Below are 13583 nucleotides of genomic sequence, written 5' to 3'. Positions count from 1 at the left end.
ACACTGGCCGCATGACCACACCAGCACCTTCCGGCCCGGCCGCCCCCGGAACACCGATGCGCGTCGGACTCGTCGGAGCGGGACCCTGGGCCCGCCTGACCCACGCCCCGGCGCTCGCCGCCCACCCCGGTGCCGTACTCGGCGGGGTCTGGGGCCGGCGGCCCGAGGCGGCGGAGGTCCTCGCCGCCGCCCACGGCACCGAGGCGTACACGGGTGAGGAGGGCCTGGACGCGCTCTTCGCCGCGAGTGACGCGGTGGCGTTCGCCGTACCGCCGGACGTCCAGGCGCCGCTGGCCGCCCGTGCGGCCGCCGCCGGCCGTCATCTGCTGCTGGACAAACCGGTGGCCACCACCGTGGCCGCGGCCCGTGAGGTCGCGGAGGCCGCCGCACGGGCCCAGGTGGCCTCGGTGGTCTTCTGCACCCTCCGGTTCGCCGCCGGCACGGCCGACTGGATCGCCGAACAGGCCGCCGCCGGAGGCTGGTTCACCGCTCGCGCGACCTGGCTCGCCGCGCTGTTCGCCCCTGGCACCGACAACGCCTTCGCCGCCTCGCCCTGGCGCCGGGAGAAGGGCGGCCTGTGGGACTGCGGCCCGCACGCCCTGTCGGTGCTGATGCCGGTCCTCGGCGATGTGACGGAGGTGGTGGCGGCCCGCGGACCGGCCGACGCCACCCATCTGGTGCTCCGCCACACCTCCGGCGCGTCCAGCACGGTCACGCTCGCCCTGGACGCACCGCGGGGCGCGGCGGGCACGGAGGTCGAATTCCGGGGCGAGCACGGGGTGTCCGCCCTGCCCCCGGGCGGTGGGGGCGCCCCGGACGCCTTCCACCGGGCCGTGGACGCGTTGGCCGACGCGGCGCGTACGGGGGTGGCGCACCCCTGCGACGTACGGTTCGGGCTCCGCCTGACGGAGGTGCTCGCCCAGGCCGAGGCGGAACTCGACCAGGCGACCGCCTGAACGGAGGGGCGGCGGACACACGCCCGCCCGCACCGGACCGGGCACGCCCGGCCCGCTCGCCCAGCACAGCCGGGCCGGGCCGGACCGGGCCCACGCTCGCGCCGTCGCGGCCGAACGCACCCGCCCTGGCGAGGAGTTCCTCACCGCCCCAGCGCGTCCCTGACCGCCTTGTCCGTCCGGGCCACCACGGCGCTCCCGTCCCGGGCGGTGATGATCGGCCGCTGGATCAGCTCCGGGTGCTCGGACAGCGCCGTGATCCACCGCTCGCGCGAACCGGCCTCCCTCGGCCACTCCTTGACACCGAGCTCCCGCGCGGCCGGCTCCTGGGTCCGGGCGATGTCCCACGGATCGAGTCCGAGCCGGCCGAGCACGTCGCGGATCTCGTCGGGGGAGGGGACGTCCTCCAGATAGCGGCGGACGGTGTACTCGGCACCCTCGGCGTCGAGCAGATCCACCGCGGCACGGCACTTGGAACAGGCGGGATTGATCCAGATCTCCATGGTGCCCACGGTACGGGAGTGACCGCCGAAATGGCCTCTGGCCAGGGCTGATTGTCAGTGGCGGGCGGTAAGATGGAGGCAGTTCGTGAGGGTTCCACCCAGTGCCAGGAGGTTGCCGAATGGCCGTTGCCACAGCCACGACCGAGCCGCTGCACCAACCCCTGCGGAAGGCCCCGCTCCCCGCGGGCCGGCCCCGCGAGTGGTACGTCTCGCACAACCGCCGCCTGAAGGCCATGCGGCTGGCGATAGCCCTGCTCGACACCGGTGTGTACCACCCGTCGAGCGCCGACAACGCCCGTATCCACGCGATGGCCGGGCGCCTCGCCATCCACCCGCCGTCCGACACCACCTGCCGCATGGTGCGCGCCCTGATCCGCTACGGCCGCTGACACACCCCCGTCCACGCCCGCGCACGCCCCGTCCGTGCCCCGAGTGTTCCTCCGGGGCACGGACGCGGTGTCAGACCCGGATGCCAGACTGCACGCCATGTCACTCACCGGCCTGACCCTCGACCACTGGCGCACCCTGGACCGCGGCACGGCCACGCGGTACGCCGAGGAGGCCGCCCACCGGGTGGACGGCCGGTTCGTCCGGCTGGACGCCGCTCCCCGCCCCGGCGGCGCCCACCGCGCCCTGATCGAACGGGCCGGTGACACCTACGCGCTGATACCCGGCGGCACGGTGACCGTCGGCTTCGACCCGGAGGCATGGCGGCCGCTGCCCGAACAGCTCGCCTCCTACCGCGAGGAGAGCCTCGCGGGCGGCTTCGGCTTCGACGAGGACCCGCGCGACCACCTGGCGCGCGTGCTGAGCCCCCGGCGTACGGCGACCCTGCCCACCGTCCTGATGGCCGTCCAGGCCGCCCCGCTCCCCGGGGCACCCGGCCTGGTCCCGGGACTGCTCGCTGAGCGGGGTCTGCGGCTCCCGAGCCCCGAGGAGTGGGAGCACGCCTGCGGCGCGGGCGCCACGACCCTGTTCCACTGGGGCGACGCCTACCCGGCCGACACCGTCCCGTACGGCACCGACGGCACCGGCCCGCACCGCCTTGTGAACGCCCTCGGACTGCGCGTCGCCTTCGACGTCTACGACTCCGCGGAGCTGACCTCCGACCCCCGTTCCGTGTACGGCGGTGACGGCGGCGAGGCGGCCTGCGGCGGCTACGGCACCTTCCTGGAATGGCTCCCCCTGGCCACCGCCCACCGCAGCCGGTCCATGGCCGACCTCCTCGACGACCAGGAGGACGAAGAGGCGTCCGACTATGTCACCGCGCGCCCCGTCATCGACCTGAGCTGAGCGACACTGCGCCGCGCGGGTACTCCCCGCCGGCATCGCCGCCGCGGCCACCACACCGCGAGGCTGACCCGCCCCGGACCGGAGCGGCACCCCGGGCGCGCGAGCCGGCCGGTCACCCCGTCGTGCGCCCTCACCGCCATGACGACCGGAAGCGGCGAAGGCCGCCGCCCCGGAGCGGGGTGGCGGCCTTCGTGCGGGATCCGCGGCTCAGAGGTCGAAGTAGAGCTCGAACTCGTGCGGGTGCGGGCGCAGCTGGATCGGGGCGATCTCGTTCATGCGCTTGTAGTCGATCCACGTCTCGATCAGGTCCGGGGTGAAGACGCCACCGGCCTGGAGGTACTCGTGGTCCGCCTCCAGCGCTTCCAGGACCGCCGGGAGCGAGGTCGGGACCTGCTCGACGCTCGCGTGCTCCTCGGGGGCCAGCTCGTAGAGGTCCTTGTCGATCGGCTCCGGCGGCTCGATCTTGTTCTTGACGCCGTCCAGGCCGGCCATCAGCAGGGCCGAGAACGCCAGGTACGGGTTGGAGGACGGGTCCGGGGCGCGGAACTCGACGCGCTTGGCCTTCGGGTTGGAGCCCGTGATCGGGATGCGCATCGCGGCGGAGCGGTTGCGCTGCGAGTACACCATGTTGACCGGGGCCTCGAAGCCGGGGACCAGGCGGTGGTAGGAGTTCACCGTCGGGTTGGTGAACGCCAGCAGCGACGGGGCGTGCTTCAGGATGCCGCCGATGTAGTGGCGCGCCATGTCCGAGAGGCCCGCGTACCCCTGCTCGTCGTAGAAGAGGGGGGTGCCGCCGGACCACAGGGACTGGTGGACGTGCATGCCCGAGCCGTTGTCGCCGAAGATCGGCTTCGGCATAAAGGTCGCGGTCTTGCCGTTGCGCCAGGCGACGTTCTTCACGATGTACTTGAAGAGCATCAGGTCGTCGGCCGCGGCGAGCAGCGTGTTGAACTTGTAGTTGATCTCGGCCTGGCCGGCGGTGCCGACCTCGTGGTGCTGGCGCTCGACCTGGAGGCCGTTGCGGTCCAGCTCCAGGGACATCTCGGCGCGCAGGTCCGCGAAGTGGTCGACCGGCGGGACGGGGAAGTAGCCGCCCTTGTAGCGGACCTTGTACCCGCGGTTGTTCTCCAGGGCGCCGGTGTTCCAGGCGCCGGCCTCCGAGTCGATGTGGTAGAAGCTCTCGTTCGCCGACGTCTGGAAGCGGACGTTGTCGAAGACGTAGAACTCGGCCTCGGGACCGAAGTAGGCGGTGTCGGCGAAGCCGGTCGAGGTGAGGTACGCCTCGGCCTTCCGGGCCACGTTCCGCGGGTCACGGCTGTACGACTCGCCGGTGATCGGGTCGTGGATGAAGAAGTTGATGTTCACCGTCTTGTCGCGGCGGAACGGGTCGACCCGGGCCGTCGACAGGTCGGCGCGCAGCGCCATGTCCGACTCGTGGATCGCCTGGAAGCCACGGATCGACGAGCCGTCGAAAGCCAGTTCCTCGGCCGGGTCGAAGGTCGCCGCGGGGATGGTGACGTGCTGCATCACACCCGGCAGGTCGCAGAACCGGACGTCGATGAACTTGACGTCGTTGTCGGCGATGTACTTCTGGACTTCGTCGGCGTTCTGGAACATCCAACTCCTCCTACTCCCGACCCGGGAAAGGGCGGGGTTGCGGCTCGTTGTGCGGCCAGTGCGGTGGCACACGCCGGCCCCGACCATAGGCAGGCAGGATTTCTCCAGCATGACCCGTTTGTTTCGCTCAAGTTAACCAGCCCGGTTGTGAGCGGCACCTCAACGACGTGTTCGTGTGCCCCGCCCGGCCGGTCGTACACGGGGGCGCAGTACCGTGGACGGGTGGACAACAGGCAAGCAATCGGATCGTGGCTCTCCGGCCCCCGCGCGGCCGCCGAAGAGATGGGCGCCGACTTCGGTTACCGGGGCCAGCGCCTCGGCCTGCCCCAGGAGGGCCCGGGGTCGGTGGCCCCGCTCGGCCGCCGCTTCGGGGCCCTCTTCATCGACTGGGCCGCCTGCATGCTGATCGCATACGGGTTGTTCGCCCGGGGTGACCAGCAGAGTGCCGGCAACTGGGCGCTCGGCATCTTCCTCGCGCTGAGCCTGCTCACCGTCACCACGGTCGGATTCACGCCCGGCAAGCGCATCTGCGGCCTGCGGGTCGTCGCCGACGACGGCTCCCGGCTCGGCGCCGGGCGGGTCCTGCTGCGGACCGTGCTGCTTCTGCTGGTGATCCCGGCCCTCGTCTGGGACCGCGACAGCCGCGGCCTCCACGACCGGCTCGCCCGCGCGGTCCAGGTCCGTATCTGAGCCGCGTCCGGGGCGCGCGGTCCGGGTCGTCCGGTCGTGCGTGTGACCGTTGTCGGTGTGGCCGTCGTGCGTGTGGGCCGTTGTACGTGTGACAGGGGGCTGCCCCGGACGGTTTCCCGTCCGGGGCAGCCCCCTGTTCCATCCGATACGTACGCTCAGCGCATCTTTCCGCCGCGCGGCATCCGCATGCCCTTCGGCATCGGCCCCTTCGGCAGCGGCATGTTGCTCATCAGGTCACCCATTGCCCGCAGCCGGTCGTTGGCCGCGGTGACCTGCGGACCGGTCAGGATCCTCGGCAGCTTCAGCATCGTGGTGCGCACCTTCTTCAGCGGCACCTGGCCCTCGCCGTCGCCGACGATGATGTCGTGCACCGGCACGTCCACCACGATCCGGGCCATCCGCCTCTTCTCGGCCGCCAGCAGGCTCTTCACCCGGTTCGGGTTGCCCTCCGCCACCAGCACGATGCCCGCCTTGCCGACGGCGCGGTGGACGACGTCCTGGCTGCGGTTCATCGCGACCGCCGGGGTCGTGGTCCAGCCGCGGCCCACCCGGTCCAGCACGGCCGCCGCCGCGCCCGGCTGACCCTCCATCTGCCCGAAGGCCGCGCGCTCGGCACGTCGTCCGAAGATGATCGCCATCGCGAGGAAGGCCAGCACGAAGCCCAGGATGCCCGCGTAGATGGGGTGGCCGATCAGGAAGCCGATCGCGAGGAAGACGCCGAAGGTGACGATTCCCACACCCGCGACGACAAGACCCACCTTGGGGTCGGTCCGCCTGGTCATCTTGTAGGTCAGGGCGATCTGCTTGAGCCGCCCCGCGTTCTCGGCGCTGTCCGCGCCGTCAGTGTTTGCCTTCCTCGCCATGCAGCGAAGTTTACGTGGCCCCTGAGTGACCTAGGAACGGTGGGCGGCCACGGCCTCCAGCACGTGCTCCGCCTCGACCCGGTCCTTGGCCCGGCGGCGGTCCTCCAGGACCGCGGTCCAGGCGTTGCGGCGGGCGGTGCGCTGGCCGCCGCTCAGCAGCAGCGACTCCACGGCGCGCAGGGCGTTGGTGACGGACGGGATCGCGTGGGCCCGGACCGGTGCGGCATGCATGGTGGTGGTTCCCCCTCGGAGCGGGTGCGCGCTCGGCGCGCTGAGTAGCGGGAAGCAGTGACGGCGACGGCCGTGGGAAGCCGCCGCTGTCCGTGTACCTAGGGTCACTGCTCGGTGTTACCAGTGCATGACCGGTCGGTCAAACACCAATGAAACCCTGATCGCGTGGCCGCGCACGCCGACGCGGCCCATACGGGCCCCGACCTGCGGGGGCGTACGGACCGCGTCGCCTCGGTCTCTACGGTTCGACAGCCGCTTGTGCGCGAATTCACACACCGGGCGCGGACGGCGCCGGGGCACCGGACGCCTGAGCACCGGAGGCCGTCGCGGCGGTGCCGCCGCGCCGCTCCATCGCCTGCTGGAACAGGCGCCCCGCGCGGTACGAGGAACGCACCAGCGGACCCGACATGACACCCGAGTAGCCGATCGCGTCGGCCTCGTCCTTCAGCTCCACGAACTCCTGCGGCTTCACCCAGCGCTCGACGGGGTGGTGCCGCGGGGAGGGCCGCAGGTACTGCGTGATCGTGATGAGCTCGCAGCCGGCGTCGTGGAGGTCCTTGAGCGCCTCGCTGACCTCCTCGCGGGTCTCGCCCATGCCGAGGATGAGGTTCGACTTGGCCACCAGGCCGGCCTCGCGGGCCCGCGTGATGACGTCGAGGGACCGCTCGTAGCGGAAGCCCGGACGGATCCGCTTGAAGATGCGGGGCACCGTCTCGACGTTGTGCGCGAGCACCTCGGGACGCGAGGAGAAGACCTCGGCGAGCTGCTCGGGCACCGCGTTGAAGTCGGGGATCAGCAGCTCGACCTTGGTGGCGCCCGCCTCCCGCCCGGCCGTCAGCGCGTGGATCTGGCGGACGGTCTCCGCGTACAGCCAGGCGCCGCCGTCCTCCAGGTCGTCGCGGGCGACGCCGGTGATGGTGGCGTAGTTCAGGTCCATCGTGACGACGGACTCGCCGACGCGGCGCGGCTCGTCACGGTCGAGGGCCTGCGGCTTCCCCGTGTCGATCTGGCAGAAGTCGCAGCGCCGGGTGCACTGGTCCCCGCCGATGAGGAAGGTGGCCTCGCGGTCCTCCCAGCATTCGAAGATGTTGGGGCACCCGGCCTCCTGGCACACCGTGTGCAGACCCTCGCTCTTCACGAGCTTCTGCAACTGGTTGTACTCGGGGCCCATCTTCGCCCGGGTCTTGATCCACTCGGGCTTGCGCTCGATGGGGGTCTGGCTGTTCCGGACCTCCAGGCGCAGCATCTTGCGCCCGTCGGGTGCGACAGCGGACACTCCGGCACTCCCCTTTGCTTTCACTGCATTGGATTCTTCGGCGAACACCAGGGTACGCCCGTCGTTAGAACGGTCTTACGCCTGCCCAACCTGTGGCCGGCAGGGCCTATTCCCCGGCGCCGGGTCAGGCGGGGGAGGCGGCCTCCGGCGCCCCGACGGCCCGGGGCGCGAGTTCCGCGTTCTCCAGGACGTCCCGGAGGTGTTTCTCCACGACCGGGAGCACCTCCGCGATCGTGATCTCGCGGCCCCGTTCGTACGTGAGCGAGGTGACGCCCGCGTCCCGGATCCCGCACGGCACGATCCGGTCGAACCAGGTGTTGTCGGGGTTCACGTTGAGCGCGAAGCCGTGCATGGTCACGCCCTTGGCGACCCGGATGCCGATCGCCGCCAGCTTGCGGTCCTCACGGCGCTGGCCGGCGTTGGACGGCGCGTACTCCGGGCCGTTCAGCCGGGGGTCGAACTCCTCGTCGTGCAGGCGCGGGTCGAAGTCGAGCGACAGCCCGCCCGGCGAGGGGCGCTCCTCGACCGGGTCCCCGAGCACCCAGACCCCGCTGCGGCCCTCGACCCGGGAGGTCTCCACGCCGAAGTCGGCGGCCGTACGGATCAGGGCGTCCTCCAGCCGGCGTACGTGCGCGACGACGTCCACCGGACGCGGCAGCTTCTGGATGGGGTAGCCGACGAGCTGGCCGGGGCCGTGCCAGGTGATCTTCCCGCCACGGTCGACGTCGATCACCGGGGTGCCGTCCAGAGGCCGTTCGCTGTCGGTCGTACGCCGACCCGCCGTGTAGACGGGCGGGTGCTCCAGGAGCAGGCAGGTGTCGGGGACGGTGTCCTCGAACCGGGCGGCGTGCACCTCGCGCTGCATCTGCCAGGCCTCCCGGTAGTCCACCGCCTCCTCGCCGAATCCGGCGCGGACGAACCGCAGCTCACTCACTTCGGATGCCTTCCTGTTCGCGGGTGCCGGCGGCCGGGGCCGCTCCCGGACCCACGTCACCGTGCACCGATACGGGCCCCGAGCCACTGTACGACCGCTCTGGAGGGAGGCGTCCGGCAGGTTCGTCACGGATGTCCGGCCCCGGGGCCGTGCGCTGGAGCGGTCCCCCGGGGCGGGCGGCACGGACTCCCGGACGACGGACCCGGGTCCCGGACCGGCGTCAGCGAGCTACGCAATCCTCACACGATCGGATGAATGTGGAGCGAACGCCGGTAGGGGTGGTGGCGGGGCAGTTACATTCGCGCCGTTCCCTTAGGGCCGCCGGCCCGGCCCCGAAGGCAGGAGACCGTACAGCTGATGTCGGAACGACCTCCGCAGCGCACCCCCAACCGGCGGCTCGCTGCGCTCATCGCGGAAGCCGGATTCTCCCACGCGGGCCTGGCCCGGCGGGTGGATCAGCTGGGCCTCGAACACGGACTCGATCTGCGGTACGACAAGACCTCGGTGACCCGCTGGCTGCGGGGCCAGCAGCCGCGCGGTACGACGCCCGCGCTGATCGCCGAGGTGTTCACCCGGCGGCTCGGGCGGAGGCTCTCCGCCCAGGACCTCGGCCTGGACGCCTGCGCGCCCGTCTACGCCGGCCTCGAATTCGCGGCCACGCCCGCCGAGGCCGTGGACATCGTCAGCGGGCTGTGGCGGAAGGACTCCGGCAGCCAGTCGGAGCTGCGCAAGATCGCCTTCACCCCGGCCGGACTGGTCGTCCCCAGCCGGGACTGGCTGATCGGGCGGCCCGACGAATGGGTCGCCCACGGCGAGTCCGGGAGCCCGGCGGCGAACACGGCCGGTCTCCCGGCCCCGCGCCCCTCCGTCGAGACCCACCGGCCCCGCACGGCCGAAGGCCCCCGCACCAACGGCGTGCTCCCCGGCCACGGCCCCGGGACGGGCGGCCACCTCGCCGCCCCGGGACACCGGGGCGGCCCCGGCACCCAGACCGGCCACGAGCAGGGCCAGACCCCCGCGCACGGTACGGGCGCCCCCGGCCACGGGCACGGCGCGGGCTCCCACGGATCCGGTGCCCACGGCACGGGCGCTCCCGGGGCCCGGCCCGCCTCCAGGGGCCCCGCCCCCACCCGCCCGCCCGGCGCCCCGGGGACCGGGCACCCCGTCGTCCCGCGCCAGCGGGGGGCCGAGCGCGGTTCCGGGCAGCGGGTCGGCAGCGGTGACATCGCCGCCCTGCACTCGGTCGGTGACCTCTTCCGTGCCCTGGACCACGCCTACGGCGGCGGCCACGCCCGCCAGGCCCTCGTCAGGTACCTGGAGCACGAGGCCGAGCCGATGCTGCGCGGGACCTACGGCGAGGCGGTCGGCCGGCGGCTGTTCTCGGCCGCCGCCGACCTGACCCGGCTGGCCGGCTGGACCTCGTACGACATCGGGGCGCACGGCCTGGCGCAGCGCTACTTCGTGCAGGCGCTCCGGCTCGCGCAGGCGGCGGGCGACCGGGCGTACGGCTCCTTCGTGCTGATCACCATGAGCCGGCAGGCCGTCTACCTCGGGCACGGCAGGGAGGCCGTCCAGCTCGCCCGGGTCTCCCAGCAGGGCATCGGCTCCTCGGCCCCGCCCGTCGTCATGGCCCTGCTGCACGCGGTCGAGGCCCGGGGGCACGGCGTCCTAGGTGAGACGAGGGCCTGCGTCGCCGCGCTCGTACGGGCGGAACGCGCCCTGCAGAGCGCCCGTCCCGGCGACGACACCCCGCCCTGGGCCCGCCACTTCGACGAGGCCCAGCTGGCCGACGAGTTCGGCCACTGCCACCTCGACCTCCAGCAGTACCGGGCCGCCGCCCAGCACGCCGAGCGCTCGCTCCAGCTGCGTGCCCCGGCGTACGCCCGGAGCAGGCTGTTCTGCCGGGTGGTGCTCGCCTCCGCGCGGCTGGGCACCGGGGAGCTGGACCAGGCCTGCCTGCTGGGTGCCGAGGCGGCCCAGCAGGCGTCGGAGATGCGGTCGGCGCGCGCCACCGAGTACGTGCGCGACTTCGAGCGCCGCCTGGAGCCGTACCGGGACGCGGTCGCCGTACGCGGCTACCGCGACCGGGTCGCGGCCCTGGCCCTGGGCTGAACCGGCCGGACCCCGGGCCGAGCCCGGACCCGGGCCGGTCCCGGCCGGGCCGCCCGGCCTCCGGCCGCTCCCCGGTCAGGCGGCGGCGGGCAGGCTCTCCCCGCCCGCGGGCTTCGGGCGCACCCCCAGGTCCGCCAGGATCGACGCGGCGGCCCTGCGCCCCGAGTGCAGGGCGCCCTGGACCGTGCTGGTGTCACGGTGGTCGCCGCACACGTACAGCCCGGCGAGCACCCGCACCGGCCGGCGCAGGTCGTGCGGCGGTGCCATGACCGGCACCGCCTCCGGGTCGTGGTGCGCGGCCAGGAGCTCCCAGTCGTACGTCGGGACGCCGTACAGCACGGCGAGGTGGTCCCGGACCGCCCGGTCCAGGTCGGGCGGCGGGGGACCGAGGACCGTGGACGTGATCAGGGTCCGGCCCAGCGGCGCGCGCGACGGGTCGACCGCGCTCATCACCGCGGTGTGCGCGACCGGCCCCGACCGGTCCGCGTCCAGCAGCAGCCGGGCCCCCGTCGGCGGGGGAGCGGGCGCGGTGTGGTGGAGCACCGTCACCGGGTGGAAGGCGGGCGCCCGCAGCCCCGGCAGCAGCTCGGCGGCCGCGCCCGCGCCGGTGGCCAGCAGCAGCGAGCGGCAGCTCAGCTCACCGTGCTCCTTGGTGCGTACGGAGGTGATGTCGGCGGCCGTGACGTGCACCCCGGTCCGCACCGTCCCCGGAGGGAGCGCGGCGGCGAGCAGTCCGGGCAGCGCCGCGGCACCCCCCGCCGGTACGCAGATCCCGCCGCGCGCGTAACTGCGCAGGGCGAGATCGGCGCAGCGGCTCGACGTGTCGAGGACCGGATCGCTGAGCAGCGCCGAGAGCAGGGGGCGCAGGAACCCGTCGACCGTGCGCGGTGGGAGGCCCCGTGAGGACAGGGCGTCGAGCGCGGGCCCGTCGGGCCTGGCCAGGATGCGGGAGACCGGTGTGGTGGCCAGCCGGGAGAGCCAGGCGCCCAGCCTGGCCTGTTCGATCGCACCCCCCAGCGGGGCACGAGGGGCGCTCGAACGGGAGCGCGCCGCTCGCAGTACGCCCCTCGCGCTCCGTACGTCACCGGCCCGGTAGCGGCGGCCCCGGCTGTGCACGAGAACTCCGGGGGAGAAGTCCCGGAGCGCCAGCCCCTGGAGCCCCGGGGTGTGCCGCAGCTCCGGGTAGGCGGAGCTGAGCAGGGGACCGGTGCGGTCGAGCCGGAAGCCGTCCATGTCCTCGGTGGCCATCCGCCCGCCGACGCGCGGGGCGGCCTCCAGGACGCAAGTGTCCACCCCCGCGCTGATCAGCTGGTGGGCGGCTGTCAGGCCGGCTGTCCCGGCCCCGATGACCACCACGTCCGCGTGGTGTGCCGTGTCTGCCCTGAGCACGTGCCCCTCCCCGAGTCGGCGCGACCGCTGGGTGCCTCCTGCCCCCAACAGGCCCCCGGAATACCGGGGTCCGCGCTCGAAACTAGGACGGGGACCGGGCGGGGCCCAGCCGCGCACCACCCGGGCACCGGTGCACGGGGTCGCACGACCGTGCGTTCACCGCAGCGCCGCGCGGAGGGCGGCGTCGATGCCGGGGAAGGCGAAGGTGAAGCCCGAGTCGAGGAGCCGGCCGGGGAGCACCCGCTGACTGCCCAGCACGTCCCCGGCGAACTCTCCGAGCGCGATCCGCAAGGCGGGCGCCGGAGCGGTGAAGAGGGTCGGGCGGTGCAGCACCCGTCCCATGGCGGCCGTCACCTCACCGTTGGTCACCGGCATGGGCCCGGTCAGGTTGACCGGGCCGGACAGGGCCTCGGTGTCCAGGATGTGCCGCAGCGCGGCCACGTGGTCGTGCAGGGCGATGAAGCTCCAGTACTGCCGGCCGTTGCCCATCCGGCCGCCGAGGCCCGCCCGGAAGAGCGGGAAGAGACGGCCCCAGGCACCGCCCTCGCGGGCGACGACCAGGCCGGTTCGGGCGTGCGCCGTGCGGACGCCCGCCTGTTCGGCGGGCGCCGTGGCCTCCTCCCACTCCACGCAGACGGACGGCAGGAACCCTTCGCCCGGCGGCGCGCTCTCGTCGACGGCCCGGTCCCCGGTGTCGCCGTAGTAGCCGACGGCCGACCCGGACAGCAGCACCTTCGGCGGGGTGTCCAGGGAGGCGACGGCCTCGGAGATCGCCGCGGTCCCGTCCACCCGGCTGTCCCGGATCTCCCGCTTGTACGCCTCGGTCCACCGGTGGTCCCCGACCCCGGCACCGGCGAGATGGACGACGGCGTCGCAGCCGACCAGCCCCGCCGCGTCGACGTACCGGCGCTTCGGGTCCCACTCCACCTCGTCCCCGGCGGTGGCGGGGCGGCGCACCAGGCGCACCACCTCGTGCCCGTCGGTCCGCAGCGAGCGCACGAGCGCCGCTCCGATGAGTCCGGTCGATCCGCTGACGGCGATACGGGAGGGCGGCATGGGCCCATCCTGCCCCATGAGTCCCGTCACCGGGCCGGTCACACGGCCTGTACGCGGGCACGTCACCCACTCCCGCCACACCGCCGGACCGCGACGGCGTGACACAGTGGCAGCCATGCCGTCCGCACCGCAGTTCCGCTCCCTGTGCCCCGTCCGTCCCGCACGTCCCGCCGACGAGCCCGCGCTCGCGGAGCTCGACCGGGCCACCTGGTCCACGCTGCACTCCGTACAGCCGAGGCCCCGGCCCCCGTACCCCCCGTTCTTCGACGACCGGCACCGGCCCGAGGAGTTCCTCCTCGCGGAGGCGGACACCGACGACGGCGGACGGCGGCTCGCCGGGTACATCCGGCTGGCCTGCCCCACCCCGCTCGCCGCCACCGCCCACGTACGGCAGATACAAGGCCTGGCCGTGGCCGAGTGGGCGCGGGGGCAGGGCCTCGCCCGGACGCTGCTGCGGGCCGCCCACACCGAGGCGCGGCGGCAGGGCGCGGTACGGCTGACCCTGCGGGTCCTCGGGCACAACGCGCCCGCGCGGGCCCTCTACGCCTCGGAGGGGTTCGCCGTCGAGGGCGTGCTGCCCGGAGAGATCTTCCTGGACGGCCGGTACGTGGACGACGTCCTGATGGGCTGTTCGCTGACCCCGTGAGACGGCGCCGGGCGCGACCG

General features: G+C 73.5%; 14 protein-coding genes. 6 read left to right on the top strand and 8 right to left on the bottom strand.

What is annotated here, in order from left to right:
- Nucleotides 1-11 precede the first annotated feature (11 nt).
- On the top strand, nucleotides 12-956 hold the full coding sequence (locus tag B9S64_RS07755) for a Gfo/Idh/MocA family protein (protein ID WP_258037754.1): 945 nt from the start codon (nucleotides 12-14) through the stop codon (nucleotides 954-956).
- A gap of 140 nt (nucleotides 957-1096) precedes the next feature.
- On the opposite strand, the gene B9S64_RS07750 is transcribed toward B9S64_RS07755, so the two are convergent.
- The gene (locus tag B9S64_RS07750; RefSeq protein WP_103490037.1) at nucleotides 1097-1456 is read right to left on the bottom strand and encodes an ArsC/Spx/MgsR family protein; all 360 of its coding nucleotides are present in this window, start codon (nucleotides 1454-1456) and stop codon (nucleotides 1097-1099) included.
- 119 nt (nucleotides 1457-1575) lie between these two features.
- Here B9S64_RS07750 and B9S64_RS07745 point away from each other — a divergent pair, with 119 nt between their 5' ends.
- Together B9S64_RS07745 and B9S64_RS07740 are read left to right on the top strand one after the other, a co-directional pair.
- Nucleotides 1576-1845, top strand: a complete 270-nt coding sequence (locus tag B9S64_RS07745) for a hypothetical protein (RefSeq protein ID WP_103490029.1) — start codon at nucleotides 1576-1578, stop codon at nucleotides 1843-1845.
- A gap of 97 nt (nucleotides 1846-1942) precedes the next feature.
- The gene (locus tag B9S64_RS07740; protein ID WP_103490030.1) at nucleotides 1943-2749 is read left to right on the top strand and encodes a hypothetical protein; all 807 of its coding nucleotides are present in this window, start codon (nucleotides 1943-1945) and stop codon (nucleotides 2747-2749) included.
- A gap of 207 nt (nucleotides 2750-2956) precedes the next feature.
- On the opposite strand, the gene glnA is transcribed toward B9S64_RS07740, so the two are convergent.
- Complete coding sequence (gene glnA, locus B9S64_RS07735) at nucleotides 2957-4366, bottom strand: type I glutamate--ammonia ligase (protein ID WP_103490031.1); 1410 nt, start codon at nucleotides 4364-4366, stop codon at nucleotides 2957-2959.
- 222 nt (nucleotides 4367-4588) lie between these two features.
- On the opposite strand from glnA, the gene B9S64_RS07730 reads away from it, so the two are divergent.
- The gene (locus B9S64_RS07730) at nucleotides 4589-5056 is read left to right on the top strand and encodes an RDD family protein (protein WP_103490032.1); all 468 of its coding nucleotides are present in this window, start codon (nucleotides 4589-4591) and stop codon (nucleotides 5054-5056) included.
- Between the two features lie 155 nt (nucleotides 5057-5211).
- On the opposite strand, the gene B9S64_RS07725 is transcribed toward B9S64_RS07730, so the two are convergent.
- The 4 genes from B9S64_RS07725 to lipB all read right to left on the bottom strand — a co-directional run bounded on the left by B9S64_RS07725 (nucleotide 5212) and on the right by lipB (nucleotide 8360).
- Nucleotides 5212-5919, bottom strand: a complete 708-nt coding sequence (locus tag B9S64_RS07725) for a DUF4191 domain-containing protein (RefSeq protein ID WP_103490033.1) — start codon at nucleotides 5917-5919, stop codon at nucleotides 5212-5214.
- Nucleotides 5920-5949: 30 nt separating this feature from the next.
- A complete protein-coding gene (locus B9S64_RS07720; RefSeq protein WP_103490034.1) occupies nucleotides 5950-6150 on the bottom strand; it encodes a hypothetical protein in 201 nt (66 codons plus the stop codon).
- Nucleotides 6151-6418: 268 nt separating this feature from the next.
- Entirely contained in the window at nucleotides 6419-7426 is a 1008-nt protein-coding gene (gene lipA / locus B9S64_RS07715; protein ID WP_103490035.1) for a lipoyl synthase, read from the bottom strand.
- 124 nt (nucleotides 7427-7550) lie between these two features.
- On the bottom strand, nucleotides 7551-8360 hold the full coding sequence (lipB, locus tag B9S64_RS07710; protein WP_103490036.1) for a lipoyl(octanoyl) transferase LipB: 810 nt from the start codon (nucleotides 8358-8360) through the stop codon (nucleotides 7551-7553).
- Between the two features lie 357 nt (nucleotides 8361-8717).
- Here lipB and B9S64_RS07705 point away from each other — a divergent pair, with 357 nt between their 5' ends.
- A complete protein-coding gene (locus tag B9S64_RS07705) occupies nucleotides 8718-10472 on the top strand; it encodes a regulator (RefSeq protein ID WP_109492008.1) in 1755 nt (584 codons plus the stop codon).
- A gap of 75 nt (nucleotides 10473-10547) precedes the next feature.
- On the opposite strand, the gene B9S64_RS07700 is transcribed toward B9S64_RS07705, so the two are convergent.
- Nucleotides 10548-11861 carry an FAD-dependent oxidoreductase gene (locus tag B9S64_RS07700; protein WP_103488964.1) on the bottom strand — a complete coding sequence of 438 codons (1314 nt, stop codon included), beginning with the start codon at nucleotides 11859-11861 and terminating at the stop codon, nucleotides 10548-10550.
- A gap of 156 nt (nucleotides 11862-12017) precedes the next feature.
- Nucleotides 12018-12917 (bottom strand): TIGR01777 family oxidoreductase, encoded by a 900-nt coding sequence (locus B9S64_RS07695; RefSeq protein WP_103488963.1) that lies wholly within the window; start codon nucleotides 12915-12917, stop codon nucleotides 12018-12020.
- Between the two features lie 115 nt (nucleotides 12918-13032).
- Between B9S64_RS07695 and B9S64_RS07690 the strand changes: the two genes are divergently transcribed.
- On the top strand, nucleotides 13033-13563 hold the full coding sequence (locus B9S64_RS07690; protein WP_103488962.1) for a GNAT family N-acetyltransferase: 531 nt from the start codon (nucleotides 13033-13035) through the stop codon (nucleotides 13561-13563).
- The last annotated feature ends 20 nt before the right edge of the window (nucleotides 13564-13583 follow it).

This window comes from Streptomyces sp. SM18 (assembly GCF_002910775.2).
GTDB lineage: Bacteria > Actinomycetota > Actinomycetes > Streptomycetales > Streptomycetaceae > Streptomyces > Streptomyces halstedii.
This window is presented reverse-complemented; position numbering and strand designations above follow the sequence as displayed.

Bases quoted from the DNA above. Each gene is read 5' to 3' on its own strand.
- B9S64_RS07755 (WP_258037754.1), top strand. From the start codon at position 12: ATGACCACACCAGCACCTTCCGGCCCGGCCGCCCCCGGAACACCGATG.
- B9S64_RS07750 (WP_103490037.1), bottom strand. From the start codon at position 1,456: ATGGAGATCTGGATCAATCCCGCCTGTTCCAAGTGCCGTGCCGCGGTG.
- B9S64_RS07745 (WP_103490029.1), top strand. From the start codon at position 1,576: ATGGCCGTTGCCACAGCCACGACCGAGCCGCTGCACCAACCCCTGCGG.
- B9S64_RS07740 (WP_103490030.1), top strand. From the start codon at position 1,943: ATGTCACTCACCGGCCTGACCCTCGACCACTGGCGCACCCTGGACCGC.
- glnA (WP_103490031.1), bottom strand. From the start codon at position 4,366: ATGTTCCAGAACGCCGACGAAGTCCAGAAGTACATCGCCGACAACGAC.
- B9S64_RS07725 (WP_103490033.1), bottom strand. From the start codon at position 5,919: ATGGCGAGGAAGGCAAACACTGACGGCGCGGACAGCGCCGAGAACGCG.
- B9S64_RS07720 (WP_103490034.1), bottom strand. From the start codon at position 6,150: ATGCATGCCGCACCGGTCCGGGCCCACGCGATCCCGTCCGTCACCAAC.
- B9S64_RS07705 (WP_109492008.1), top strand. From the start codon at position 8,718: ATGTCGGAACGACCTCCGCAGCGCACCCCCAACCGGCGGCTCGCTGCG.
- B9S64_RS07695 (WP_103488963.1), bottom strand. From the start codon at position 12,917: ATGCCGCCCTCCCGTATCGCCGTCAGCGGATCGACCGGACTCATCGGA.
- B9S64_RS07690 (WP_103488962.1), top strand. From the start codon at position 13,033: ATGCCGTCCGCACCGCAGTTCCGCTCCCTGTGCCCCGTCCGTCCCGCA.